The sequence below is a fragment of the Nocardioides candidus genome, assembly GCF_041321175.1.
Classification (GTDB): Bacteria; Actinomycetota; Actinomycetes; order Propionibacteriales; family Nocardioidaceae; genus Nocardioides.
This window is the reverse complement of record NZ_JBGGWC010000001.1, coordinates 132,995-159,459: the sequence shown is the minus strand read 5'-3', so window position 1 is coordinate 159,459 and position 26,465 is coordinate 132,995. Positions and strand designations below refer to the sequence as shown.

The 26,465-nt window shown below is 71.0% G+C and carries 20 protein-coding genes; 15 read left to right on the top strand and 5 right to left on the bottom strand.

All coding sequences use genetic code 11. From position 1 onward, the window contains the following. Nucleotides 1–15: 15 nt before the first annotated feature. Complete coding sequence (locus ACAX67_RS00735) at nt 16–639, bottom strand: hypothetical protein (RefSeq protein ID WP_370701897.1); 624 nt, start codon at nt 637–639, stop codon at nt 16–18. A gap of 74 nt (nt 640–713) precedes the next feature. Here ACAX67_RS00735 and ACAX67_RS00730 point away from each other — a divergent pair, with 74 nt between their 5' ends. Then, nucleotides 714–1,316 (top strand): class I SAM-dependent methyltransferase, encoded by a 603-nt coding sequence (locus ACAX67_RS00730; RefSeq protein ID WP_370701896.1) that lies wholly within the window; start codon nt 714–716, stop codon nt 1,314–1,316. On the opposite strand, the gene ACAX67_RS00725 is transcribed toward ACAX67_RS00730, so the two are convergent. After that, on the bottom strand, nt 1,297–1,893 hold the full coding sequence (locus tag ACAX67_RS00725) for a DUF2238 domain-containing protein (RefSeq protein ID WP_370701895.1): 597 nt from the start codon (nt 1,891–1,893) through the stop codon (nt 1,297–1,299). The genes ACAX67_RS00730 and ACAX67_RS00725 overlap by 20 nt on opposite strands. Before the next feature lie 84 nt (nt 1,894–1,977). Between ACAX67_RS00725 and ACAX67_RS00720 the strand changes: the two genes are divergently transcribed. The 3 genes from ACAX67_RS00720 to ACAX67_RS00710 are packed head-to-tail and all read left to right on the top strand — an operon-like array spanning nt 1,978 to nt 4,414. Further along, the gene (locus ACAX67_RS00720; protein WP_370703624.1) at nt 1,978–2,715 is read left to right on the top strand and encodes a DUF4184 family protein; all 738 of its coding nucleotides are present in this window, start codon (nt 1,978–1,980) and stop codon (nt 2,713–2,715) included. Between the two features lie 32 nt (nt 2,716–2,747). Next, entirely contained in the window at nt 2,748–3,437 is a 690-nt protein-coding gene (locus tag ACAX67_RS00715) for an NAD-dependent deacylase (protein WP_370701894.1), read from the top strand. After that, the gene (locus tag ACAX67_RS00710; RefSeq protein WP_370701893.1) at nt 3,434–4,414 is read left to right on the top strand and encodes an asparaginase; all 981 of its coding nucleotides are present in this window, start codon (nt 3,434–3,436) and stop codon (nt 4,412–4,414) included. The genes ACAX67_RS00715 and ACAX67_RS00710 overlap by 4 nt, the downstream gene beginning before the upstream one ends. A gap of 20 nt (nt 4,415–4,434) precedes the next feature. Here the strand turns inward: ACAX67_RS00710 and ACAX67_RS00705 are convergent, their stop codons facing one another. Beyond that, entirely contained in the window at nt 4,435–5,193 is a 759-nt protein-coding gene (locus ACAX67_RS00705) for a TetR/AcrR family transcriptional regulator (RefSeq protein WP_370701892.1), read from the bottom strand. Nucleotides 5,194–5,327: 134 nt separating this feature from the next. Between ACAX67_RS00705 and ACAX67_RS00700 the strand changes: the two genes are divergently transcribed. From ACAX67_RS00700 to ACAX67_RS00690, 3 genes are read left to right on the top strand one after another with little or no spacing between them, the layout of a single operon-like run. Then, a complete protein-coding gene (locus ACAX67_RS00700) occupies nt 5,328–7,487 on the top strand; it encodes an MMPL family transporter (protein ID WP_370701891.1) in 2,160 nt (719 codons plus the stop codon). Between the two features lie 37 nt (nt 7,488–7,524). Beyond that, complete coding sequence (locus ACAX67_RS00695; RefSeq protein WP_370701890.1) at nt 7,525–9,015, top strand: MDR family MFS transporter; 1,491 nt, start codon at nt 7,525–7,527, stop codon at nt 9,013–9,015. Nucleotides 9,016–9,025: 10 nt separating this feature from the next. Continuing rightward, the gene (locus tag ACAX67_RS00690; protein WP_370701889.1) at nt 9,026–10,171 is read left to right on the top strand and encodes an acyl-CoA dehydrogenase family protein; all 1,146 of its coding nucleotides are present in this window, start codon (nt 9,026–9,028) and stop codon (nt 10,169–10,171) included. A 91-nt stretch (nt 10,172–10,262) separates the two neighbouring features. Here the strand turns inward: ACAX67_RS00690 and ACAX67_RS00685 are convergent, their stop codons facing one another. Together ACAX67_RS00685 and ACAX67_RS00680 are read right to left on the bottom strand one after the other, a co-directional pair. Next, nucleotides 10,263–15,341: a family 78 glycoside hydrolase catalytic domain gene (locus ACAX67_RS00685; RefSeq protein WP_370701888.1), complete on the bottom strand. Its 5,079-nt coding sequence runs from the start codon at nt 15,339–15,341 to the stop codon at nt 10,263–10,265. Between the two features lie 118 nt (nt 15,342–15,459). Then, on the bottom strand, nt 15,460–16,494 hold the full coding sequence (locus tag ACAX67_RS00680; protein WP_370701887.1) for a LacI family DNA-binding transcriptional regulator: 1,035 nt from the start codon (nt 16,492–16,494) through the stop codon (nt 15,460–15,462). A 168-nt stretch (nt 16,495–16,662) separates the two neighbouring features. Here ACAX67_RS00680 and ACAX67_RS00675 point away from each other — a divergent pair, with 168 nt between their 5' ends. From ACAX67_RS00675 to ACAX67_RS00640, 8 genes are read left to right on the top strand one after another with little or no spacing between them, the layout of a single operon-like run. Next, nucleotides 16,663–18,195: a sugar ABC transporter ATP-binding protein gene (locus ACAX67_RS00675; protein ID WP_370701886.1), complete on the top strand. Its 1,533-nt coding sequence runs from the start codon at nt 16,663–16,665 to the stop codon at nt 18,193–18,195. Then, entirely contained in the window at nt 18,192–19,223 is a 1,032-nt protein-coding gene (locus tag ACAX67_RS00670) for an ABC transporter permease (RefSeq protein ID WP_370701885.1), read from the top strand. The genes ACAX67_RS00675 and ACAX67_RS00670 overlap by 4 nt, the downstream gene beginning before the upstream one ends. Beyond that, nucleotides 19,220–20,317 (top strand): ABC transporter permease, encoded by a 1,098-nt coding sequence (locus ACAX67_RS00665; protein ID WP_370701884.1) that lies wholly within the window; start codon nt 19,220–19,222, stop codon nt 20,315–20,317. Before ACAX67_RS00670 ends, ACAX67_RS00665 begins: the two co-directional genes overlap by 4 nt. Next, nucleotides 20,314–21,336 (top strand): rhamnose ABC transporter substrate-binding protein, encoded by a 1,023-nt coding sequence (gene rhaS / locus ACAX67_RS00660; protein WP_370701883.1) that lies wholly within the window; start codon nt 20,314–20,316, stop codon nt 21,334–21,336. The genes ACAX67_RS00665 and rhaS overlap by 4 nt, the downstream gene beginning before the upstream one ends. A 44-nt stretch (nt 21,337–21,380) precedes the next feature. Continuing rightward, nucleotides 21,381–21,737, top strand: a complete 357-nt coding sequence (locus ACAX67_RS00655) for an L-rhamnose mutarotase (protein WP_370701882.1) — start codon at nt 21,381–21,383, stop codon at nt 21,735–21,737. Beyond that, complete coding sequence (gene rhaI, locus ACAX67_RS00650; RefSeq protein ID WP_370701881.1) at nt 21,734–22,912, top strand: L-rhamnose isomerase; 1,179 nt, start codon at nt 21,734–21,736, stop codon at nt 22,910–22,912. The genes ACAX67_RS00655 and rhaI overlap by 4 nt, the downstream gene beginning before the upstream one ends. A gap of 26 nt (nt 22,913–22,938) precedes the next feature. Further along, nucleotides 22,939–24,975 carry a bifunctional aldolase/short-chain dehydrogenase gene (locus ACAX67_RS00645; protein WP_370701880.1) on the top strand — a complete coding sequence of 679 codons (2,037 nt, stop codon included), beginning with the start codon at nt 22,939–22,941 and terminating at the stop codon, nt 24,973–24,975. Next, nucleotides 24,972–26,462 carry a rhamnulokinase gene (locus ACAX67_RS00640; RefSeq protein WP_370701879.1) on the top strand — a complete coding sequence of 497 codons (1,491 nt, stop codon included), beginning with the start codon at nt 24,972–24,974 and terminating at the stop codon, nt 26,460–26,462. Before ACAX67_RS00645 ends, ACAX67_RS00640 begins: the two co-directional genes overlap by 4 nt. Nucleotides 26,463–26,465 lie beyond the last annotated feature (3 nt).

Below are 26,465 nucleotides of genomic sequence, written 5' to 3'. Positions count from 1 at the left end.
GGTCCGGCCCCGTCGTCAGTGCCTCGGCGTCCAGTCGATGGCGACCTGGTCGACGAAGTCGTAGCCGTCGCGGTACGCGTCGCCGGAGTGCCACGACTGGGCTGCCAAGGCATCGATCGTGGCGAACCGCCACCCGCGCTTGAAGCAGGAGCGGGGGACCTTCACCGACAACGTGTCGTCGCTGTTGGAGGCCTGCCGGGTGATCTGACCCGCGTCGCACAGCGCGCCCGAGGCGCCGGTGGTGTCGTCGTCGAACCAGAGATGGGTGCTGAGGTCGGGGTTGCGGCCGTAGGCGGTGACCCAGACCGTGATCGCCTTGCTCTCCGCGCGGTTGGTGAACATCGCGCGGAGCTCGTGGTTGGCGCACTCGCCGGTCGCCGGGCACGGGGCCCAGTTGCGGAACTTGTAGGTGAGGAAGATGTTCCGCCTGCCCATCGTGTAGGTGAACCTCACGATGTCGCCCCGCGCCTTCTCCGCGCTGGTCGGCTGAGCAACGCCCTCCACGCGCCAGGACACGTCGGACCGCGGGTCCCGGTGGGAGCCCGCCGAGCTCGGGCCGGCAGAGACGAGCACGGTCATCGTCGCGACCGCCAGGACGGCGAGGCAGCGGACACCACGGACCCGAGAGAAGATGTGCATGGCTCGTTGATATCACGACGACCTGACGCCGTACTTCTACTTGAGCCGCACCTTGCAGTGGAGGAGGGAGAGCCGTGACCAGGTGGACCGACGTCGCACGGACGCAGGCGGGTGAGACCTACGCGGTCAGCTACGCCCGCCGGTTCCGAGAGCTCGCCGAGGCGGGCAAGGAGATCAACGGCGAGGCATTGGCCGTCGCCGCGATGGTGCCGGCACCGGCTCGCCTGCTCGACGCCGGCTGCGGCACCGGCCGCAGCACGATCGCGCTCACCGCGATGGGCTACGACGTCACCGGCGTGGACGTCGATGCGTCCATGCTCGCGATGGCGCGGGCCGAGGCACCCGACCTCGACTGGCGGCTCGACGACCTCGCCACGTTCGACCTCGGCGAGCGGTTCGACCTGGTGCTCCTGGCGGGCAACATCATCCCGCTGCTCGAGGCGGGGACCCTCGATGCCGTCGCCCGCCGGCTCGCCGCCCACGCGCGCGGACTCGTGGTCTGCGGTTTCGGCCTGGACGCCGCCCACCTCCCGGCCGGCTGTCCGGTGACCCCGCTCGCCGACTACGACGTCGCCATGGAGCGAGCGGGCCTGACGATCCGTGAGCGCTGGTCGACGTGGGACGGGGCGCCGTTCGACGACGGCGACGGCTACGTCGTCACGGTGCACGACCGCTGACGGCGCGGGGACGCCAGCGGACCACGCCGAGGGCGGCGACGAACGCGCCGAGCGTGCCCAGCGCCTCGTCGCCGAGGGTGTCCTCGTAGGCGGTGTCGATCTCGGTCCCGTGCCGGATGAAGGCGAACCACTCCCCGAGCTCCCACCCGATCGCGAGCACCGCGCCGATGCCGGTGACCACCACCAGGACGGCCCACGCGGGCTCGACGCGGCGGCAGGCGATGAGCCCGATGCCGCTGCACAGCAGCATCCAGTTCACGAAGTGGTTGGCGTCGTCCCACCACGCGAGGCTGTCGTAGAGGTCCAGGCTGTTGCCGGTGACGTCGATCAGGAACGGCGCCATGACGAGCGTGAACGCACCCCACGGCGCAGGCTCCCGCCCGCCCGAGCGCCGCTGGGCGAGCAACCACAGTGCCGGCACGGCCAGCATCATCAGCGGGTAGGCCAGGAGCCGCCACCCGAACGCCTTGCCCTCGAACTGGTCGAGATCGGGCAACAACGTGGCCACGAGCAGCTGCCCGACGGTCGCCGCGAACACCACGAACGCCGCGAGCCGCGACCAGTTCCTGTGCCTCATGCGTGGATTGTGCTGCACGAGCCCGGGCCCGCGCGTCCGACGCGGCACCGTCAGGTGGACGCTGGCTAGGCTTTCGCGGTGCCGATGACTCTCGCCCACCCGACGGCTGTCCTGCCGTTGCGGGCGCTCGGGTTGCCGACGACGGCGATGGTGATCGGCTCGATGGTGCCGGACATCCCGGTGTTCGTGAACTGGCACGAGGGCTACCGGCTCAGCCACAGCGTGCCTGGGATCTTCACGATCGACCTGGTGATGGCGGTGGCCGTCACCGCGCTCTGGTTCCTCGCGGTGCGGGAGGCGGTGGTCGACATGGCGCCCTCAGCGGTCCGTGTGCGCCTGCAGCCCCGGATCCGGCCGACCTCCGAGATGTGGTGGCTCACGCTTCCGGCAGCCGCGCTCGGCTCGATCACGCACCTCGTCTGGGACTCCTTCACCCACGTGGGGAAGTGGGGCCCGCGCCACATCGCGTGGCTGGCCGACGAGCACGGGCCGTTGCTCGGGCTGAAGTGGGCGCAGTACGTCTCGGGCGGCGTCGGTCTCCTCGTCGTGACCTGGGTCGCCGCGCTCCACCTCCGGTCGCTGGCGCCGTTGCCCGAGCCGCGTCCGCGGCGGCTGCTGCCTGTCGTCGTACTGCCGGCGGTCGTCGGCGCCGCGCTCGTCGTCGGCCTCGTCGCCGCCTACCGGCACCGCGCCTACGGCTTCATCGACATGGCCTTCGACGGCGTCGTGCACAGCCTCATCGCCCTCGCCGCGCTCGGTGCGCTGGCGTGCCTGGGCTGGCACGTGGTGCATGCCGCCGTCGCGGCCTCCGACGCGATGTGACGCCGACCTCACCGGGTTCGTAGAGTCGCCCCGTGAAGATCGTCGTGCTCACCGGCGCCGGCATCTCGGCGGAGAGCGGAGTGGCGACCTTCCGCGACGCCGACGGGCTGTGGGAGAACCACCGCATCGACGACGTCGCCACCCCCGAGGGATTCGCCGCTGATCCCGAGCTGGTGCAGCGGTTCTACGACGCCCGCCGCGCGGCGCTCGCGACGGTGGCGCCCAACCCGGCGCACGTCGCGCTCGCCGACCTCGAGAAGGTGTTGGGCGAGGACCTGCTGCTCGTCACGCAGAACATCGACGACCTCCACGAGCGCGGCGGTTCGCGCCGCGTGCTGCACATGCACGGCCAGCTGCTCTCGGCGCTCTGCGTCGACTGCCACCGGCGCAGCCCCTGGGTGGGCCCGTTGCTCGGCACCGCCGAGTGCCCGCACTGCGGCTACGGCGTGCTGCGGCCCGACGTGGTCTGGTTCGGCGAGATGCCCTACTTCATGGACGAGATCTTCGAGGCGCTCACGACCTGCGACCTCTTCGTCTCCATCGGGACGTCGGGTGCGGTCTACCCCGCGGCCGGCTTCGTGCAGCAGGCGCGGGCGTTCGGTGCGCGCACCCTCGAGCTCAACCTCGAGCCGAGCGACGGCACCCACTTCTTCCACGAGGCACGGCACGGCCGCGCCGGGGAGCTGGTCCCCGCCTGGGTCGACGAGCTGGTGCACGCGTGAGGGTGGTGGTGCTCGGCACCGGGGGCACGATCGCCAGCAGGACGGACGAGCACGGCGCCGCGCAGCCCGTCGACCGCGTCGACGGCCTCGTCGGCCGGCTCGACGCAGGGGGCGTCGAGGTCGTCGGCAGGGACCTCTTCGTCAAGGACAGCTCCGCGCTGACCACCGCCGACCACGCGGTGATCCTCGCGGGGGTCCGCGACGCGCTCGCCGACCCGACCGTCAGCGGGGTCGTGGTCACGCACGGGACCGACACGGCAGAGGAGACCGCCTACCTCCTCGACCTCGTGCACACCGACCACCGTCCCGTCGTACTCACCGGCGCGCAGCGCCCGGCCGACGCGCCCGACGCCGACGGGCCCGCCAACCTCCGCGACGCTCTCCAGGTCGCTGCGGACCCCGCGGCCCGCGGGCTCGGCGTGCTCGTGGTCTTCGACGGCCTCGTCCTGGCGGCGCGCGGGACCCGCAAGGTGCACACCCACGAGACCGCGGCGTTCGCGCAGCCCGACGGCGGACCGCTCGGTCGCGTCGTCGACGGCGGTCTGGTGATCGACAGGGCGCCGGCCCACCGCGAGCACCTCGACCTGCGCGAGGACATCGCGACGGTGCGCGTCGACATCGCCGCGATCTACCCGGGGGTGGACGCCACGGCTCTCGAGGCCTTCGCCGCGGCCGGTGCGCGTGGCGTGGTGCTCGTCGCCACGGGGTCGGGCAACGCCAACTCCTCGATCGTCGCCGCCGTCGCCGACCTGACCCGGCGCGGGCTCGTCGTCGCGCTCACGACGCGCGTCGACAGCGGACCGGTCGCCGGCGTGTACGGCGGCGGGGGCGGTGGGGCCGACCTGATCGCCGCCGGGGCGGTGCCGCTCGGCACCCTCCGAGCGGGCCAGGGCCGGATGCTGCTGCTCGCGCTGCTGGCAGCTCTCGGGGACCCGGCCGAGGTCCGGCTCGCGGCGCCGCGCTACGTCCTCGCCTAGCCGGCTGGGCTAGGACCGGTCTAGGTCCGGGCGAGCTCCTCGTCGAGGAGCTTCGTCAGGCGGGGTGCCTCGGCGGCCAGGCCGAGGGGGGCGAGCCAGTCGAGGATCGTGGCGCGGAAGAGGGCGCCGCTCTCGATGACGCGCGGGTCGCAGTGGCCGGTGGACTCGAGGGTGACGACGCCGTAGAGCGCGGACCACGAGCGCATGTAGATCCACAGCAGGCCGCGGTCGGCGGGCTCGATGTGCTCGGCCTTCGCGGGGATCAGCGGGTTGAGCACGGCGTCGCGCACGATCGGGTCGAGCTCGTCGAGCGCGGGGTAGGGGAACTGGTAGAGCTCCCAGATCTGGTAGAGCAGGTCGGTGAAGTAGTGCCCCGAGGTCGAGAGCGTCAGCAGCTCGCGGCGGTCGGAGCCCTCGCTGCCGATGGGGTTGGCGAAGACCAGGCTGAACTCCCGTGGGCGGTTCAGCGCCCACCGGCGGAAGGCGACGCAAGCGGCGCACAGGCGCGCGGCCGGGTCGTCCTCGCGGTACCGCGAGGCGGCCTCGACGAAACCCTGGGTGGCCGCCTTGTCGAGCTCGAACGCGACCAGGTCGACGAGCTCCTGGTAGCTGGCGACGTAGCGGTAGAGCGCCGGTGCCGTCATGCCCATCCGGGCAGCGACCGCGCGCAGCGAGAGGTCCGCGCCCTCGGTCAGGAGCTCGCTCGCCGCCCGCACGATCTCGTCGTACGTCGCCTCGCGCTGCCGCTCTCGGCGGGTGGGCTGCTGCAGTGCGGGCACGCGACTCCTCGACCTCACGGGTGCGACGCAGGCCACAGGAGTAAGGCCGCGCCGCCGGTTGACGTGGCGAGTTTACACCGTTTACCGTTAACGGCGTTAACCAAGATGAAGGCGTATCACGAAGGGTGCAGACAATGATCGAACGATGGGGAGGCGTGGTCGTCCGCCGGGCCGTCGTCGTGCTGCTGGTGGGCCTCGGGATCACGGCTGCGGCGATGTTCGCGGGAGTCGGCCTCGAGGACAAGCTCTCGTCCGGCGGCTTCGACGACCCGTCGTCGCAGTCGGCCCAGGAGCTCACGCAGGAGCGGGCCACCTTCGGCAACAACTCCATCGACGTGATCGCGATCTTCACCGACCCCGAGGCGCAGGTCTCCGACCCGGCTTTCCGCGCCGAGGTCGAGCGCACGCTCGCAGCGGTGCCGGCCGGCGACGTCACCAACGTCGAGACGTACTACAAGACCGACGACCCCGCGCTGGTGAGCCACGACCAGCACGCCACGGCTGTCTACATCTCGCTCGCCGGCGACAGCCAGAACGAGTTCATGGACAGCTACCGCGCGATCCGGCCGACCCTCGCCGGCTCCGACCTCGACGTGGACCTCGCCGGGCCGTTCGCGGTCTACTCCGACGTCAACGACCACACCAAGGACGACCTCGCCATGGCCGAGCTGGTCTCCGCGCCGATCGTCCTGCTGCTCTCGCTCCTCATCTTCCGCAGCGTGACGGCGTCGTTCCTGCCGCTCCTCGTCGGGCTCGTCACCGTGCTCGGCGCCCGCGCCGCGATCGCCGGGCTCAACGGCCTGACCGAGGTCTCCATCTTCGCGCCCAACATCATCACGCTGATCGGGCTGGGCCTCTCGATCGACTACGCGCTGTTCATGGTCTCCCGCTTCAGGGAGGAGATCGCGAAGACGCCCGACGACACCCGGCACGCGCTGGTGCGCACGATGTCGACCGCGGGCCGCACGGTCATGTTCTCCGCGCTGACGGTGGCGGCCGCCATGAGCTCGCTGCTCGTCTTCCCCCAGACCTTCCTCAAGTCGATCGGGTACGGCGGCATCGCGGCCGTCCTCGTCGCGATGGTCGCGGCGCTGACCGTCCTGCCCGCGACGATGGCGCTGCTCGGCAAGCGGGTCGACTCGCTGCGGATCCCGTTCCTGCAGCGCGGCAGCACCGTCGACCGCGAGCACGGCGCCTGGTACCGCCTGGCGCAGGGCGTCATGCGACGCCCGGTGCTGGTCGCCGCCGGCGTGGTCGTCGTGCTCCTCGCCGTAGCAGCGCCGTTCCTCGGCGTGAAGTGGGGGAGCGTCGACTACCGGGTGCTGCCCGCCGACGCGACCGCACACCAGGCGGCCGAACGGCTCAACACCGAGTTCGGCCCGGAGCGCTCCACGGCGAACATCCTCGTCGAGGACGCCGACCCGTCGGCCGTCACCACCTACCGCCGGGCACTGGCCGCGGTGGACGGCGTGGTCGACGTGCGCGAGGTGGCCTCGGACGGGGACACCACGCTCCTGCGCGCCTCGTGGGACGGCAACAGCCAGACCGGGCACAGCCAGGACCTGGTGCGGGACCTGCGCGACGTGCCGCGTCCTGATGGCGCGACGGCACTCGTCGGCGGCCTGAGCGCCGACACCGTCGACCTCGCCGCGTCGGTGAGGTCGCACCTGCCGTGGATGGGGCTGATCGTCGTGAGCGTCATGCTCCTGCTGCTCTTCATCGCCTTCGGGTCGGTGGTGCTGCCGATCAAGGCGGTGGTGATGAACTTCTTCTCGATCACCGCCTCCTTCGGCGTCGTGACGTGGATCTTCAGCGACGGCCACCTCGCGGGGCTCCTGGGCTTCACGAGTGCGGGCTTCCTCGACCTGACCAACCCGATCGTGATGCTCGCGGTGCTCTTCGGGCTCTCCATGGACTACGAGGTCTTCCTCCTCAGCCGGGTGCGCGAGCAGTGGGACGCGACGCACGACAACGACGTCGCCGTGGCGACCGGCCTGCAGAAGACCGGGCGGATCATCACCAGCGCGGCGCTCCTGCTCGCCGTCGTCATCGGCGCCTTCAGCCTCAGTGGCGTGCTGTTCATGAAGATGATGGGCATCGGGATGCTGATCTCGCTGCTCGTCGACGCCACGATCGTCCGGGCCCTGCTGGTGCCGGCGACGATGAAGCTGCTCGGCCGGTGGAACTGGTGGGCGCCCGCGCCGCTCGCCCGCTGGTGGGAGCGGCACGGGTTCCGCGAGGAGGGCCGGTCCGACCCGGCCCCGGAGCAGGAGCGGATGGCCGCCGGCGTCTGAGGGAATGCGGAGGGGCCCGGACCGGTTGCGGCTCGTCGTGACGACCACTGCGCCTCCGACCCGTGCGACGGTGGGGCTGCGCAGCGAGCGCGGCCCCATCCTCGGCTCGGTCATGATCGCGATCGCGCTCATCGCGATCGACGCGACCATCCTGGCGACGGCGGTGCCTGCGATCGTCCGGGACCTCGGGGGCTTCACCCAGTTCCCCTGGATGTTCTCGGCGTACCTGCTGACACAGGCGATCAGCACGCCGATCTACGGCAAGCTCGCCGACACGTTCGGCCGGAAGCCGCTCATGCTCTTCGGCATCGCGACCTTCATCGTCGGCTCGGTGCTGTGTGCGGTCTCGTGGAGCATGGGAGCGCTCATCGCGTTCCGGGCCCTGCAGGGCCTCGGGGCGGGCGCGATCCAGCCCGCCGGCATGACGATCATGGGCGACATCTACTCCGTCGCCGAGCGGGCCGTCGCGCAGGGCTACATCGCCAGCGTGTGGGCGATGTCGGCGGTCATCGGTCCCACGCTCGGCGGCTTCTTCTCCGACCACCTGTCGTGGCGGTGGATCTTCTGGATCAACCTGCCGCTCGGCCTGCTCGCCGCCGCTGTGCTGTGGTTCCGCTTCGACGAGAAGGCCTCGCTCGCCGAGGCGCACGAGCGACGGCCCATCGACTGGACGGGAGCCCTGCTCGTCGCGGCGGCCTCCGCGCTGCTGCTGCTCGGGCTCCTCGAGGGAGGCATCCGCTGGCCCTGGGCGTCGTGGCAGACGGCCGTGATCCTCGGCGGGTCCGCGGTCCTCACCCTGCTCTTCGTCCGCGTCGAGGGCCGGGTCGCCGACCCGGTCCTGCCCGGGTGGCTCTTCCGCCACCGCGTGCTCAACGCCGCCGCGGTGGGCAGCTTCGTCGCCGGCATGGTGATGCTCGGTGTCACCTCCTACGTGCCCGTCTATGCGCAGCAGGTGCTCGGGTTCGGCGCGACCATCGCGGGCTTCGCGGTCGCGGCGCTGGCCATCGGCTGGCCGATCGCCGCGAGCACCTCGGGCCGGATCTACCTGCGCTTCGGCTTCCGCACCTGCCTGATGCTGGGCGCGCTCTTCGGCGCGATCGGCGCCGGCATCCTCACCCTGGTCGGCCCGGACAGCTCGATCTGGCTGCTCGCGCTCGCGTGCGGAGTGCTCGGTCTCGGGCTCGGCTACGTCGCCAGCCCGAGCATCGTCGCGATGCAGTCGGCCGTCGAGTTCCGCCAGCGCGGGGTGGCCACGGGCGCGAACATGTTCTCGCGCTCGGTCGGCAGCGCCGTCGGCGTCGCGATGTTCGGCGCCATCGCCAACGCCGTGGTCGCCGACCGGCTCGGGGGAGCCGCCGCAGCGGGCTCGGCGAACCTCGAGGACCTGCCCGTCGGCGTACTCGACCCTGCGCTGCAGACGGTCTTCCTCGCCGTCGCGGGCGCCGCCCTGCTCCTGGTGCTGGCTGCACTGCTGATGCCGTCTCGTGGTGCAAATGCACCCGGTCAGGAGCCGGCTACCAGCGAGTAGAGTCGCCGCCATGAAGCGCGACATCTACAACGAGGACCACGAGTCGTTCCGCGAGTCCGCCCGGACCTGGATCGACCGCTCGGTCACCCCCAACGCCGAGAAGTACATCCAGGAGAAGTCGCTTCCGCGGGAGTTCTGGACCGACGCCGGCGCGCAGGGCATGCTCGGCCTCGCGATCCCGGAGGAGTACGGCGGCGCGGGGGCCGACGACTTCCGCTTCAACGCGGTCCTCACCGAGGAGATGGCCAAGGTCGGCGCCTGGATGCCGACCTGCGTGGGCATCCACGCCGACATCACCGCGCCCTACATCGTGGAGCTCGGTACCGAGGAGCAGAAGCAGCGCTGGCTCCCGGGCGTCGCCTCCGGCGAGATCCTTCTCGGAATTGGTATGACAGAGCCCTCTGGAGGGTCCGATCTCGCTGCGTTGAAGACAACCGCCGTGCGGGATGGGGACGAGTGGGTCATCAACGGCTCCAAGACCTTCATCACCAACGGCTACTCGGGCGACCTCATCATCACCGCCGCGCGCACCGACCCGGAGAAGGGCCCGAAGGGCATCACCCTCTTCGCCCTCGAGGCGACCCAGGAGGGCTTCAGCCGCGGGCGAAAGCTCGACAAGGTCGGCATGGAGGAGTCCGACACCTCCGAGCTGTTCTTCGAGAACGTCCGGGTGACCGACGCCGAGATCATCGGTGAGCTCAACATGGGCTTCATCCACATGATGCAGAAGCTCCCGCAGGAGCGCATCGCGTGCGCGATCGCCAACACCCACCACGCCAAGCAGATCCTCGCGGAGACGATCCAGTACGCGAAGGACCGCCAGGCGTTCGGTCAGTCCATCGGCCGCTTCCAGCACATCAAGTTCCTGCTGGCCGAGCTGGTCACCCAGGTCGAGGTGTGCGAGGCCTACATGGACAAGTGCGTCGCCGCGCACGCCGAGGGTCAGCTCTCGGCGGTCGAGGCCGCCAAGGCCAAGTGGTGGTCGTCGCAGATGCAGAACGAGGTCATCGACCACTGCGTCCAGATCCACGGCGGCTACGGCTTCATGAACGAGTACCGCGTGGCCCGCGCCTGGCGCGACGCCCGGGTCACCAAGATCTGGGCCGGGTCCAACGAGATCATGAAGGAGCTCATCGGGCGCGAGCTCGGCTTCTGACGCTGGATCCCGCGTCGCACCTGACCTACCTGTCCTGATTTCGCGAATTCAGAGCCGGTAGGTCTGGTGCGACGGGGGCGGCGCGCCCGGGCTACGGGTCGACGGTCAGCTGCGCCGTCGTCGTGGCCGGGGCGGTGAAGGCGTCGCCGACGTAGCGCACCGTCACGGTGTACGGCGTGGCCGCCGCCGGCACCTTGTCGCGGCCGATCGTGGCCGTGGCCGCGCCGTCGGTGAGGGTGCCGGCGCCGAGCACGGTGGTGCCCGAGTAGAGGACCACCCGCCCGGTCGGTACGACGTCGCCGGCATCGACCTCGACGTGCATCGAGGCGACCTTGCCGGCGCGCATCGTGACGTCGGTGCCCGTCACCGTCGAGGTGGCCTTGCGGACGACGAGCACCGAGTCGCGGGTACCCGCCTCGACGAGGTCGTCACCGGAGTAGTGGACCACCACGGTGTAGGCGGTGCTCGCGGGTGGGAGCGCCGAGAGGTCGACGTCGACGGAGGCCTGCCCGTCGACGAGCGCGCCGCTCCCGAGGACCTGGTCGCCGACGGTGAGCTCGACGGTGCCCGTCGGGGTCACCCCGCTCGCAGTCACGCGCACGGGGATCGAGGTGGCGTCGCCGTACTCCCCGACGGTGCGGGTCCGCACGATCCTCGGCGCTGCCTTGGTGACGGTCACCTGGACCGTGGCCGATGCCGGCGCCACGGAGCCGTCGCCGAGGTAGGAAACCGTCACGTCGTGCGTGCCGGGCGCGAGGCGCTTGGCGAAGAGGCGGGCGGCCGTCGAGCCGTCGACGAGCTGGCCGGAGCCGACCGTGGTGCCGCCGGAGGTGAGGACGACCCAGCCGGTGGGCACGAACCCGTCGGCGGAGACGCTCACCGGCAGCGTGCCGGCGAGGCCGTAGGCCATGTCGGCCTCGTTGACGGAGACGGTCGCGGCCGCCTTGCCGACGGTGACCTGCTGCGTCGGCTCCACGTTGCCCGCGACGTCGACCGAGCGGTACTCGACGAGGTGGCGGCCGTCGACGACGAACGACGCCCCGTCGGGCAGGGTCCAGTCGCCACCGTCGATGCGATAGCTCGTCGAGCCGACACCGCTGCGAGCGTCGGACGCCGTGAGCTCCACCGTCGTGCGACCGATCGCCGGTTGGTCGTCGGTCACCGTGGCAGTCGTGGTCGGCGCCGTCGCGTCGACCTTGGCGGTCGTCCGCCCGCTGGCGACGACGTCGCCCTCGTCGACCGCGCGGTAGGAGATGTCGTGCTCACCCTCGGTGAGGGCGACGGGGCCGGTGTAGGCGCTCCAGTCCGCGTCGTCGACGCGCAGCTCGACGACGGCGCCCTCGGGCAGGTACGCAGGGGTGAGCGTCAGCTCCGCTCCTGCGCCGGCCCAGCCGTCACCGCCTATGGGTGCCACGGAAGACGTCACCGAGGCGCCGGTGGCGAGCTCGGCCTGACAGACGTCGGTGAGCCGGCTGGTCGCCACGACACCCGCCTCGGTGGTCACCAGGTGGCAGCCCGTGGCGAGGCGCTTGACGGTCAGGTAGCCGTCCGCGGGCGTGACCGTGCGCGCGGCTCCGTCGACGTACACCGTGGTCGCCCCGGTGTCTCCGGTCGGGATGCTGACCGACGCCCTGGTGTTGCCCGGCACCGACGCGACGACCCGCAGGTCACCGCCGTCGCCGTGGTCGAACGCCGCGCCCACGCTGCCGCGCACGGTCGGCGTGGTGATGGCCGCCCAGTCCAGGTCGCCAGGCTGCGGCTTGATCTGGAAGGTCGAGTAGCCCGCCGCCGTGGGCTGGATGCCGAACAGGCCGGACGGCACGTTGAAGGCCGGCGACGCCGCCCACGGGTGGGAGTAGGTCAGGTTCGACTTCAGCGACGGGTCCCACGCCTCCATGGTGGCGCCGGCGCCCTGCTCGATCATGTGCAGCCAGCTGCGGACGCCGGTCCCGGTGGTCAGCATGTCCTCCGCGGCCTGACCGCTGTCGCCGGCGTACAGGCCCTGGACGAGGAACGCGGCGCAGTAGACGCTGCAGACCATGCCCTTGGCGGCGACGAAGTCGGCCACCGCAGCACGCTGCTCGTCGGTCGGCACGCCGAAGGCGAGTGCGAACGCACTGGCGTGGACCGACGCGTGCCCCGTCTTCGTGAGACTGGCGTCGAGTCCGTCGTCGTAGCTGCCGGACGTGGCGTCGTAGAGGCGGTTGTTGAGCGCCGCGCGGATGCCGTCGGCATACGTGGTGTACGTCGCCGCCTCGGTGTCCTTCCCCAGGGCGGTCGCCATCTCCGCCATGTCGCGGTAGGCGCGGTAGGACAGCGCGTTCACCACGGTGTTGTACTTGCGGAAGACGTAACCGTCGCGCTCGGACGTCGGCCAGTCGACGATGTCGCAGTCGGTCGTGCTGCTGCAGCCGTTGGCGCCGCTCGTCTTGCCGATCAGCCCGGTCGAGGGGTCGAGCCAGGACGTCGGCAGCTTCGTCTTCAGGGTCTCGTAGTAGTCGGCCACCTGGCTGAGGTCACCGGTCTGCCGCCACGCGTCGCGGACCGCGAGCACGATGTAGATCGGCCACTCGGTGGGCCACGTCCGGTTGTTCTTGAAGTAGTCCATCGAGTAGCGGGCCAGCGACAGGTCGTCCATCAGGTAGAGCGTGGACATCTGCTGGAGGTAGCCGTCGGCCTCGTAGTCCGTCCGCTCCCGGGTCCAGGAGTCGGTGTAGAAGTTGAGGTTGAGCGCCTCGATGGTGTTCTTCGCGAGGTCGTAGACCGAGACGATGTCGGGGTCGGAGGCGGTAAAGGTGGAGGCTTCCTCGTCGAAGGGGTAGACGAGGGCGAGCGCCTTGAGGGAGTCGGCCGTGACGGCCTGCGGTGCGCCGATCACCTGCACGTAGCGGAAGACCCGCGCGCCCCACGTGTCGATGGTCTGCTCGCCGTCCTTCAGGGTGACGGTGTCGGAGTAGTTGTTGCCCGCGGCGGTGGCGTACCTCACCGAGCCGTCGCTGTTCCTCACCTCGCCGAAGCGCAGCGTCACCTGGGCACCCGAGGCGCCGGTGACGGTGTAGTGCACGCCGCCGATCCACGTCCGTCCGAAGTCGACGACGTAGCTGCCGTCGCCGAGCTGGGTCACCGACGAGGGGGCCTCGAGCTCCTCGCGCACCTTGTCGGTCGGGGTCGCCGTCAGCGTGCCGAGGGAGGACTTCACCGAGGCCGCCGTCCACGCGGAGTCGTCGAAGCCGGGCTCGCTCCAGCCCCACGGGTAGGCCCGGGCGTCCAGGTTCTCCTTGGGCGCGACGTAGTAGCTGGTGCCGATGCTGCCGGCGCTCGGGAAGACCGCGCCTCCGTCGAGGCTGGTCCAGCTCGCGCCGGAGCCGAAGACGTCGCGCGTGCCGTCGGCGTACTCGACCACCAGCTGGGCCTGGAATTTTTGCGTGTTGGTCGTGTAGGCGAGCGCGCCGACGGTGTTGGTCCGGCTGGAGTGCAGCAGGCCCGTCACGTCGTAGCCGTCGTAGCGGGTCTCCGAGGCGATGGGCTGCGTCGGGCCGAGGCCGACGAAGTCGCCGTTGACGTAGACCTTGTGGACGTACTGCCGCGCGGTCTTGGCGTTGGCGCCGGTCGCGTAGAGCGTCGCCCAGGCGATCTCCTTGTCGGCGAGGTCGACGTCGCTGCGCAGGAACGCCCAGTTGACCGTCGCCGCCCTGATCAGGCAGTTCGCGGCGTTGGGCACGTCGAGCACCCCGCCCGACGACGTGCCGCAGGCGAAGACGTTGCTGCCGGAGGAGAAGTCAGAGGCGAGCAGCGAGCTCCCCGTCCGGTAGTCGGTGACCGTGAGGTTGTCCACGGTGCCTGACTCCGAGTTGCCGGTGCGGACGCCGACGTAGCCGCGGCGGTAGGAGGCGTCGGTGACGGTGCTGACCAGCACCCCGTCGATCGTGGTCCTGATGGTCGTGCCGACCACGCTGATCTGCACGGTCACGGTCTTGCCGATGGCCAGCGTGCCGGCCGGCAGGGTCACCGCGCTGCCGAGGGTGGCGTAGGTGCCGGAGGTCTGCTTGTGCGGGACGATCCTGTTGTCGGCGCCGCGGAACTGCCACATGTAGCCGTTGCCCGACTCGTCGGAGCGGAAGCGGAGGCCGACCGCTGCCGCGGACACCGTCACGTCCGCGCGGAGGGTGTAGTCGGCCCAGGACCCGGCGATGTAGTCGAGCTTGGACGTGCCGACGACGAGCTTGCCCCCCGAGGCGCTGAGCGTGGGCATCTCGGCCACGTCGCTGCTGAAGTCGTTGCTGTAGAGCACGGTGCCGGTCGGGTCCTTCACCACCACGTTGTCGAAGGTCGCCTGCTCGGTGCTGCCCGTGCGGAAGCCGATGCCGCCGCTGGTGTAGGTCGTGAGGTTCGTCGTCGTGCGGACGAGGACGTCGTCGATGTAGGTGCGCACGGTCGCGCCCTCGATCTCGACCTCGAGGTGGTGCGTGGTGCCGTTGGCGATGGTCAGGCCGAACTGGCTCAGGTCGGTGGTGTCGATCGCGGTCGTGCCGGTATGGGTCTTCAGGGTGTTGGCCTCGGTGGCGGCGCCCGTGCTGCGGATCTGCCAGAGGTAGAACGACGTGGCGCTGGTCGCGTGGAAGAGCACGCTGGCGGCATTGGCCACGACGGTGAAGTCGGTGTCGAACGTGTAGTCGGTCCAGTTCGCGGCACTGGGCGCCCAGATCGGCGAGGACCCCGACCAGTCGGTGCCGGTGCCGAACTGCCCGACCTCCGACCAGGCCGAGGCCGTGTCGCTCGCGTCCCACACGCGCACTGCCCAGTAGTAGCGCTCCTGGGTGTCGAGCGCGTCGCCGGCGTACGTGATGCCGCGCTGGTCCGCGCCGGGGACCTTGCCGCTGTCCCACACGTCGCCCGTGCCGGAGGCGGCCTGCTGGCGGGAGGAGGCGACGACCAGCTGGTACGCCGACTGGCGGGTCACGGCGTCGTGCCACCCGAAGGACGGGGCGCCCTCGACGTCGACCGGGGCGGCGATGCCGTTGACGGACAGGCCCGTGGGCGCGCCGTCGGTAGCGGTTGCGACCGCGGCCGTGGTCGCGCGGGGGGCCGCGTCGGCGGCGGCGGCAGGGACGAGCGGGACCACCAGGGTGGCGCTCGCGGCGAGGACGGCGGTTGCGAAGCGACGAAGCATGGGAGTTCTCTCTGCGGGGAGTGAAGGCGGTCACACCGTAGTTGAATCGATTCATCCGCGGAAGGGGTGAATCGGTTCAATCCTCCGTGCCCCGTGTGTCCCGGACGAGCCCGCCGGGTCAGCCGCCGGTCGACCGCCTCACGACCAGCTCCGGCTCGAGCACCCGGTCGCGCACCTTCGTGCCCGGGTTGTCGATCAGCTCCAGCAGCATGTCGGCGGCGAGGGTCCCGAGCTCGTCGCGCGGTTGGCGGACCGAGCTCAGCGGGATCGCGGCGGAGGCGGCGAAGTCGATGTCGTCGTAGCCGAGGATCGCGACGTCGTCGGGCACGCGCACGCTGGCGAGGGTCAGTGCCTGCAGGGCGCCGAGCGCGACCAGGTCGTTGGCGGCGAAGAGCGCGTCGGGGCGCGCGTTCCGGCTCAGGGCGAGGAGGTCCGCGACGGCTCTGCTCCCGGCGGCGGCGTCCATGGTCGCCGTCTCGACGGAGCTCAGCTGCACGCCGGGAGTCGCGTCGACGACCTCCTGGGCGCCCTGGAGCCGGTGCTTGACCTGGTTGAGGCCGTGCGGGCCCCCGATGAAGGCGATCCGCCGGCGCCCCGACCCGACGAGGTGCTCGGCGGCCAACCGCCCACCCCGCTTGTCGTCGACGGCGATCGAGGTGAACTCGCGCGAGCCGATCCGCCGGTCCACGACGACGACCGCGGTGCCGCGCTCGCGCAGGCGACGCAGCCGCGGGAGCACCCGGCCCACGGGCGTGATCAGCAGCCCGCTCACCCGCTGCTCCTCGAAGAGGTCGAGATACATCGACTCCCGCTCCGGCTGCTGCCCGGAGTTGCCGAGGATGAGGGGACGGCGGTGCTCCCCGAGCCGGGTCTCGACGCCCTGCGCCACGTCGGTGAAGAACGGGTTGCGCACGTCGAGCACGATCATGCCGACAGAGGCGTTGGTGCCGGCGCGGAGCTGGCGGGCGGCGTTGTTGCGCACGAACCCGAGCTCCTCGATCACCGCGAGCACGTGGTCCCTGGTGGTCGCGGAGACGATGTCGGGACGGTTCATCACGTTGGAGACCGTGCCGAGGGACACGCCCGCCGCCGCCGCCACGTCCTTGACCGAGACGCTCCGACCCGGCGACTCGCGCTGACCGGTGTTGTCCACGTCGTCGACCAATCTTTCCGTTCGCTGTGCGAGCAGCCTACGGGTCCGGCGTCGACCGCGACGGCACTCTTGATGCGTTTCAAAACAGTTTCGGCCAATGGCTTGACGGCTGTGAGGACGGTCACTTAACGTGGTTGAAACCTTTCAACCCGCAAGTCGAGGACTTTCATGCAAGCCAGAACCGAAGCCGGCAGCAGCCCGCTGACGCTCGAGCTGCGCGACGTCGCGAAGTCGTTCGGCGCCGTCGTCGCCCTCCGCTCCGGCACGCTCGAGGTCCGTCCCGGCTCGATCCACGCGCTGGTGGGGGAGAACGGCGCCGGCAAGTCGACCCTGGTCAAGATCGTCGCCGGCGTGCACCGCCGCGACGGCGGCACCTTGCGCCTGCAGGGTGAGGACGTCGACTTCGGCTCGACCGCCGAGTCGAAGGCCGCCGGGGTCGCCGTCATCTACCAGGAGCCGACGCTCTTCCCCGACCTCTCGGTCGCCGAGAACATCTTCATGGGCCGCCACCCGCTCCGGTCCGCACGCCGCGTCGACCGCCCGCGGATGTACGCCGAGTCGACCGCCCTCTTCGACCGCCTCGGCGTGACGATCGACCCGCGCCGCCCGGCGCGCGGCCTGTCGATCGCCGACCAGCAGATCATCGAGATCGCCAAGGCGATCTCCCTCGACGCGGCGCTCCTCGTCATGGACGAGCCGACCGCCGCGCTCAGCGGCGTCGAGGTGGAGCGGCTCTTCGCGGTCGCCCGCAGCCTGCGCGACGAGGGCCGCGCCCTCGTCTTCATCTCGCACCGGTTCGACGAGGTCTTCGACCTCTGCGACACCGTCACCGTGATGCGCGACGGCGCCTACGTCTCCACCTCGGCGGTCGCCGAGACCACCGAGGCCGAGATCGTCGCGCGGATGGTCGGCCGCGAGGTCGCCGAGCTCTTCCCCAAGGCGGTCGCGCCGATCGGCGACGTCGTCCTCGACGTCGCCGGCCTCAGCAGCGCCGGGGAGTTCCACGACATCTCCTTCCAGGTCCGCGCCGGCGAGATCGTCGGCCTGGCGGGTCTCGTCGGAGCCGGGCGGAGCGAGATCGCCCGTGCGATCTTCGGGGTCGACGGGTACGACGCCGGCTCGGTCACGCTCAACGGCCACCGGGTCGCGCCGAAGAGCCCGCGGAAGGCGATCCGGGCGGGCATGGCGTTCGTCCCCGAGGACCGGCGCCACCAGGGACTGGTGCTCGAGGGCTCCGTCGCGAAGAACGTCGCCTCGGTCATCCGCGGCCGCCTCACCCGCGGCGGTCTGCTCACCGCCGGCGCCGAGAACAGGGCCGCCGGGCCCTGGGCCGGCAAGCTGCAGGTGAAGACCAGCGCCCTCGACATGCGGGCCAGCACGATGAGCGGCGGCAACCAGCAGAAGGTCGTCATCGCCAAGTGGCTCGCGACCGCCCCGTCGCTGCTCATCATCGACGAGCCGACGCGCGGCATCGACGTCGGCACCAAGGCCGAGGTGCACCGACTGCTGTCGGACCTCGCCGGCCAGGGCCTGGCGATCCTGATGATCTCCTCCGAGCTGCCCGAGGTGCTCGGGATGGCCGACCGGGTGCTCGTCGTCTGCGAGGGCCGGCTCACCGCCGACATCGCCCGCGAGGAGGCCACGCCCGAGAACGTGATGGCCGCCGCGACGCGGTCGAGCCAGAAGGAGTCGGTCGCATGAGCACGGCCATCGTGAACCCGTCGCGCGAGGGCGCCGTCACCCGCGGCGTGCGGACGCTGGTCCGCTCCCGCGAGCTGGCCATCGTCATCGTGCTGACGCTGCTGATCCTCTTCGCGACCACCCGGCGCAGCTCGTTCCTCCTCAGCCACGACGGGTGGCGCGACACCCTGCTGGCGCCGTCGATCCTGCTGCTCCTCGCGGTGGGCCAGATGGTCGTCGTCGTCACCCGCAACGTCGACCTCTCGGTGGGCTCGACCCTCGGCATCACCGCCTACGCGACGGGCAAGATCTTCGTCCACAACCCCGACACCTCGGTGGTCGTGGTCTTCCTCGCCGGCATCGCGATCGGTGCCGTGATCGGTGTCCTCAACGGCGTCCTGGTCACGTTCTTCCGGGTGCCGGCGCTGGTGATCACCCTCGGAACGATGTACATCCTGCGGGGCGTGCTGACCCACGAGGTCGGCAGCGACCGGATGACCGCGGGCGACTACCCGGCGCACTTCGAGAAGCTCGGCACCCAGCAGGTGCTGACCATCCCGGTGCTCACGATCATCGCCGTCCTCGTGGTCGCGGCCGTCGGCTACTACCTGCACACCGCCCGCGGCGGGCGCGAGCTCTACGCGATCGGCTCCGACCCCGACGCGGCCGACCTCTACGGCCTGCCGACGGCCCGACGGGTCTTCGGCGCGTTCGTCCTCTGCGGCGCGCTCGCCGGCCTGGCCGGGGTGTTCTCCGCCGCCCGCTACGCCACGGCGTTCTCCGGCACCGGCTCGGGCATCGAGCTGCAGGCGGTCGCCGCCGTCGTGATCGGCGGGGTCGCCATCTTCGGCGGCAGCGGCACCGTGTGGGGCGCCGCCATCGGGGCGTTCCTCCTCGTCACCATCAACCGCGCGCTGCCCATCCTCGGCATCAGCGAGTTCTGGCAGGGCGCCGTGGTCGGCGCGCTGATCATCGGCTCGATCGTGCTCGACCGGCTGCTCAGCCTGCGCCGCGCCCACCAGCTCGTCGAAGCGAGGGACCACGCATGAGCACCACTGTCGAGTCCACCCCGGCGGGACGCGCCTACCCGTCGTACTCCCGCAACCCGCTCGCCCGGCTGCTCCTCACCCGGGAGGCGGCGGTCATCGTCGCCCTGGTCGTCGTGTTCGTCTACTCCACCTACAACGTGCCGTTCTTCGACGGGCCGCTGACGATCTACAACCTCTCCAAGGAGTACGCGCCGATCCTGCTGATGGCGCTCCCGATGACCCTCATCATCGTCACCGGCGAGATCGACCTGTCGGTGGCGAGCACGCTCGGCACCAGCGCTGCCGTCACCGGCGTGATGGTGGTCGAGCACGGCATGTCGGTGCCCACGGCGGCGCTGATGGCGGTCGCGGTCGGTGCGCTGCTGGGATCGCTCAACGGCTTCTTCGTCGCGTACGTCGGCCTGCCCTCCCTCGCGGTGACGATCGGCAGTCTCGCGCTCTACCGCGGGCTGGCGGAGGGCCTGGTGCAGGACAACCGCATCGCCGGCTTCCCAGAGAAGTGGCAGAACTGGCCGACCGAGCGGATCGGGACGTCGCAGTACCCCCACATCGTCATCCCGGTGCTCGTGCTGGTCGTGGTGTTCGGGCTGGTGCTCCACTTCACCAGCTTCGGGCGGGGGGTCTTCGAGATCGGCCGCAGCGACGAGGCCGCGCACTTCTCCGGCGTCAACGTGGCGCGCACCAAGCTGATCCTCTTCACCCTGAGCGGTGCGGTCGCCGGCCTCGCCGGCGTGTACGTCGCCCTCAAGGCCAACTCGGTCGCCACCGACACCGGCAACGGCTTCGAGCTGAAGGTCATCGCCGGCGTGCTCCTGGGCGGCGTGTCCATCTTCGGCGGTCGCGGTGCACTGCACGGCGTCGTCGCCGGCGTGCTCCTCATCGCCGTCCTCAACTCGGCCCTGCAGCTCGACGGCAAGGGCTCCGAGGTCATCCAGATCATCATCGGCCTGCTGCTCGTCGGCTCGGTGATCGCTTCGAACTTCCTGCCGCGCATCCGGGCCCTGCTTCCGCGGCGGGCTGTGGCCGATCCCCAGCATCCGGCCACCCCACAGACGCCGACCACCGGCGACCCCACCCGAAAGGTAGCTCAATGAGGAACCACTCCAAGCGGCTCGCCGCAGGTGCCGCAGTGGCGCTGATCGCGTCCCTCGGTCTCGCCGCGTGCGGCAGCGACGACGGCGGCTCGAGCAGCGGCGGCGGCGACACCACCGTCACCTTCCTGCCGAAGAACCTCGGCAACCCCTACTTCGACACCAGCGACTCCGGTGGTGAGAAGGCCGTCAAGGAGTTCGGTGGCAAGTACGACGAGGTCGGCCCCGACACCGCCGGCCCGGACGCCCAGGTCAGCTTCATCGACACCGCGGCGGCGCAGGGCGTCAACGCGCTCGTCGTCTCGGCCAACGACCCGACCGCCCTCTGCGACTCCCTCGACGCCGCGCGCGACGCCGGCACCAAGGTGGTCACCTTCGACTCCGACACCGACCCGGAGTGCCGCGACCTCTTCATCAACCAGGCGACCGCCGAGGGCATCGCCAAGGTCGAGGTCGACATGATCGCCGAGCAGATCGGCGACGAGGGCCAGATCGCGATCCTCTCGGCCGCGGCCAACGCGACCAACCAGAACGCCTGGATCAAGCTCATGAAGGACGACCTGGCGGCCGACCACCCGAACATCGAGCTGGTCGACACCGTCTACGGCGACGACGACGACCAGACGTCGTTCGACAAGACGGCGGCGCTGCTCGCCGACCACCCCGACCTCAAGGGCATCATCTCGCCCACCACGGTCGGCATCGCGGCCGCTGCGCGCTACCTGCAGACCTCGGAGTTCAAGGGCAAGGTCGCGCTGACCGGTCTCGGCACCCCCAACCAGATGCGCGACTACGTCAAGGACGGCACCGTCACCGAGTTCGCGCTGTGGAACCCCGAGGACCTCGGCTACCTGGCGGCCTACGCCGCGAAGGCGCTCGTCGACGGGGACATCAAGGGCGACGAGGGCGACACCTTCAAGGCCGGCGACCTCGGTGAGTTCACGGTCGGCGCCGACAGCACCGTCCTGCTCGGCGACCCGTTCCGCTTCAACGCCGACAACATCGACGACTTCAACTTCTGATCGGTCCCACCCGACCGCAGGAACAGGGAGAGGAGGGAACACCCATGCCCCGCTACTGCTTCCAGCTGCAGGTCCGACCGGACCGGCTCGAGGAGTACGCCGACCGGCACCGCGCCGTCTGGCCGGACATGCTCGAGGCGCTGCACCGCACCGGCTGGCGCAACTACTCCCTGTTCCTGCGGGAGGACGGCCTGCTGATCGGCTACGTCGAGGCCGACGACCTCGCCGCCGCCCAGGAGGCCATGGCCGCCACCGAGGTCAACGCCCGGTGGCAGGCCGAGATGGCGCCGTACTTCGTCGACCTGGAGGGCGCCCCCGACGAGGGCTTCGTCCTCCTCCGCGAGGTGTTCCACCTCGCTGACCAGCTGACCACGACTCGCGCAGAAAGCACTGCCTCATGACCAGCTTCGCCGCCATCGCGGACCAGCTCGACGGCCAGGCCATCGAGCTGCCCTCGTGGGCGTTCGGCAACTCCGGCACCCGCTTCAAGGTCTTCGGCTCCGCGGGGACCCCGCGCAGTGTCGAGGAGAAGATCGCCGACGCCGCGACCGTGCACCGGTTCACCGGTCTCGCGCCGACGGTGGCGCTGCACATCCCGTGGGACCGGGTCGACGACTACGCCGCCCTCCGCAAGCACGCCGAGGACCTCGGCGTCGCGCTCGGGACGATCAACTCCAACACGTTCCAGGACGACGACTACAAGCTCGGCTCCCTGGCGCACCACGACGCGAAGGTCCGCCGGAAGGCGATCGACCACCACCTCGCGTGCGTGGACGTCATGGACGCGACCGGCTCGCGCGACCTGAAGATCTGGCTCGCGGACGGCAGCAACTACCCGGGCCAGGCCGATCTGCGCGGCCGGCAGGACCGGCTCGCCGAGTCGCTCGCGACGATCTACGAGCGGATCGGCGACGACCAGCGGCTGGTGCTCGAGTACAAGTTCTTCGAGCCGGCGTTCTACCACACCGACGTGCCCGACTGGGGCACGTCGTACGCCCAGGTCGCGGCCCTCGGCGAGCGCGCCGTGGTGTGCCTCGACACCGGCCACCACGCGCCCGGCACCAACATCGAGTTCATCGTGATGCAGCTGCTCCGGCTGGGGAAGCTGGGCTCCTTCGACTTCAACTCGCGCTTCTACGCCGACGACGACCTGATCGTCGGAGCGGCCGACCCGTTCCAGCTGTTCCGGATCCTGTTCGAGGTGATCCGCGGCGGCGGCTACGGCCCGGCCAACCCCGACGGGCACAGCGACGTCGCGTTCATGCTCGACCAGTGCCACAACATCGAGGACAAGATCCCCGGCCAGATCCGGTCGGTCCTCAACGTCCAGGAGATGACCGCCCGCGCGCTGCTCGTCGACCGTGACGCGCTGACCGCGCTGCAGGAGTCCGGCGACGTGCTCGGCGCCCACGGAGTGCTGATGGACGCGTTCTACACCGACGTCCGCGCCGACCTGGCGGCGTGGCGCGAGGAGCGTGGCCTGCCGGCCGACCCGATGCGCGCCTACGCCGAGTCCGGCTACCAGGCCGCGATCGAGGCGGACCGCACCGGCGGCACGCAGCTCTCCTGGAACTGACCCCACCACCCGAAACGAAGGGCACCATGACCAACCCCGCAGCGGCCGCGCTGATCGCGCGTTCCAACCGCCTGGGCGCCGACCCGAAGAACACCAACTACGCGGGCGGCAACACCTCGGCCAAGGGCACGGAGACCGACCCGGTCACCGGGGAGCCCGTCGACCTGCTCTGGGTCAAGGGCTCCGGCGGCGACCTCGGCACGTTGACGGAGGGCGGCCTGGCCGTGCTCCGCCTCGACCGGATGCGCAGCCTGGTCGACGTCTACCCGGGCATCGACCGCGAGGACGAGATGGTCGCGGCCTTCGACTACTGCCTGCACGGCAAGGGCGGTGCGGCGCCGTCGATCGACACGGCCATGCACGGCCTCGTCGACGCCGCCCACGTCGACCACCTCCACCCCGACTCGGGCATCGCGATCGCCACCGCCGCCGACGGGGAGGCGCTCACGAAGGAGATCTTCGGCGACAAGGTCGTGTGGGTGCCCTGGCGCCGGCCGGGCTTCCAGCTGGGCCTCGACATCGCCGAGATCAAGGCGCAGAACCCGCAGGCCATCGGCTGCATCCTCGGCGGCCATGGCATCACCGCGTGGGGCGAGACCAGTGAGGAGGCCGAGGCCCACTCGCTGATGATCATCGACACGGCGGCGTCCTACATCGAGGAGAACAGCAAGGCGGAGCCGTTCGGACCCGCCCTCGAGGGGTACGGCGCCCTGCCGGCCGACGAGCGCCGCGCACGTGCCGCGGCGCTGGCCCCCACCATCCGTGGCATCGCGAGTGCCGACCGGCCGATGGTCGGCCACTTCACCGACACCGACGAGGTGCTCGACTTCCTCGCCCACGCCGAGCACCCGCGGCTCGCGGCGCTCGGCACGTCGTGCCCCGACCACTTCCTGCGCACCAAGGTCAAGCCCCTCGTGCTCGACCTCCCGCCGAGCGCCTCGGTCGAGGACAGCATCGCGCGGCTCCAGGAGCTCGCCGTGGCCTACCGCGAGGACTACCAGGGCTACTACGACCGCAACGCGACCCCGGACAGCCCGGCGATCCGCGGCAAGGACCCGCTCGTGGTGCTCGTGCCGGGCGTCGGCATGTTCAGCTTCGGCAAGGACAAGCAGACCGCCCGCGTGGCCGGGGAGTTCTACGTCAACGCGATCAACGTGATGCGCGGCGCAGAGGGCTTGTCGTCGTACGCACCCATCGACGAGGCGGAGAAGTTCCGCATCGAGTACTGGGCGCTCGAGGAGGCCAAGCTCCAGCGGATGCCGAAGCCCAAGCCGCTCGCGACCCGCGTCGCGTTCGTCACCGGCGCCGCATCCGGCATCGGCCGCGCCACGGCGGCGAAGCTCGCGGCCGAGGGCGCGTGCGTGGTCATCGCGGACCTCTCGCTCGAGAAGGCCCGGGAAGCCGCGTCGGAGCTGGGTGGTGCCGACGTGGCCGTCGGCGTCCAGGTCGACGTCAGCGACGCGGCCGCCGTGCAGGCAGCCGTCGACGCGGCGGTGCTGGCCTTCGGCGGCATCGACCTGGTCGTCAACAACGCGGGGCTCTCGCTCTCGCGCTCGCTGCTGGAGACCACCGAGAAGGACTGGGACCTCCAGCACGACGTGATGGCGAAGGGATCGTTCCTGGTCGCGCAGGCGACGGCGAAGGTGATGATCGCGCAGGAGATGGGCGGCGACATCGTCTACATCTCCAGCAAGAACTCGATCTTCGCCGGCCCCAACAACGTCGCGTACGGCGCCGCGAAGGCCGACCAGGCGCACCAGGTCAGGCTCCTGGCCGCCGAGCTCGGCGAGCACGGCATCAAGGTCAACGGGGTGAACCCCGACGGCGTCGTGCAGGGCTCGGGCATCTTCGCGAGCGGCTGGGGCGCCAACCGGGCTGCGGTCTACGGAGTGGAGGAGAAGGACCTCGGCAAGTTCTACGCCCAGCGCACCATCCTCAAGCGTGAGGTGCTGCCCGACCACATCGCCAACGCGGTCTTCGTGCTGTGCGGCCCGGACCTGACCCACACGACCGGCCTGCACGTCCCGGTCGACGCCGGGGTCGCCGCGGCCTTCCTTCGATGAGCGTGCGCGTCGCGGCGGTCGACCTCGGTGCGACCTCCGGCCGGGTCATGTCCGGCCGGATCAGCGGCGGCGCCGAGCCCAGGGTCGAGATCAACGAGCTGCACCGCTTCCCCAACGGGGCGGTGCGCGCCGGCGGCTCGCTCTTCTGGGACGTGCTCGGCATCCACCGCGAGACGGTGGCCGGCGTGCGCAAGGTCGCGGAGACCGGCCCCCTGCACGGGATCGGCATCGACTCCTGGGCGATCGACTACGGCCTGCTCGACCGCGACGGCGTGCTCCTCGGCTCGCCGTACTCCCACCGCGACGCGCGGACCGAGGGGGTCGCGGAGAAGGTGGTCGCGGAGATCGGCGCGGCCGAGCTCTACCGGACCACCGGCCTCCAGCAGCTCCCGTTCAACACGCTCTACCAGCTGGTCGCGGCCCGCGGCACCGCCGCGCTCGAGGCGGCCGACGCGCTGCTCCTGCTGCCCGACCTGCTGGGCTACTGGCTGACCGGCGTCGCGGGTGCGGAGCGCACCAACGCCTCCACCACGCAGCTCTACGACATCACCACCGGTGGGTGGGCGACCGACCTGTGCCGCCGGCTCGGGCTGCCGTGGTCGATCCTGCCGCCGCTGCGCGACCCCGGGTCCGTGCTCGGCCCGCTGCTGCCGGACGTCGCGCGCGAGCTCGGCGTCGGTGCCGACGTGCCCGTCGTCGCCGTCGGATCGCACGACACCGCCTCGGCCGTGGTCGGCGTGCCCGCCGCGACCGACCGGTTCGCCTACATCTCCTCCGGCACCTGGTCGCTGGTCGGCCTCGAGCTCGACCGCCCGGTGCTGACCGAGGAGGCGCGACAGGCCGACTTCACCAACGAGCTCGGCCTCGACGGCACGGTGCGCTTCCTCAAGAACGTCACCGGGCTCTGGGTGCTCTCGGAGTGCCTGCGCTCCTGGAGCGAGCGCCGCTACCAGGACGTGCAGCTGCGCCCGCTGATCGAGGCCGCGGCCGAGTTCGCCCCGCTGCGCAGCGTCATCGACATCAACGACCCGCGGCTGCTCGCCCCGAGCACGGCCGCCGACCCGATGCCCGAACGCGTCGCGATGATCGCGGCGGAGGCGGGCGAACCCGTGCCGGCCTCCCCGGTCGCGATCTCCCGCTGCGTCGTCGACAGCCTCGCGGTCGCCTACCGGCGCCACGTGCGTACGGCGGCCGAGCTCGCCGGCCACGAGGTGGACGTCGTCCACGTGGTCGGTGGCGGCTCACAGAACGAGCTGCTCTGCCAGCTCACCGCGGACGCCTGCGGGCTGCCCGTGCTCGCGGGCCCGGTCGAGGCCGCGGCGCTCGGCAACGTGGTCGTGCAGGGCCGCGCGCTCGGAGCGGACCTGCCCGACCTGGCGGCGATGCGCGCGGTCGTGCGCCGCTCCTACGAGGTCCGTCGCCACGAGCCGCGCGACGGTCTCGACTGGGCCGCTGCAGAGGTCCGCGCCACCCGCCGGGCAGGATGAGAC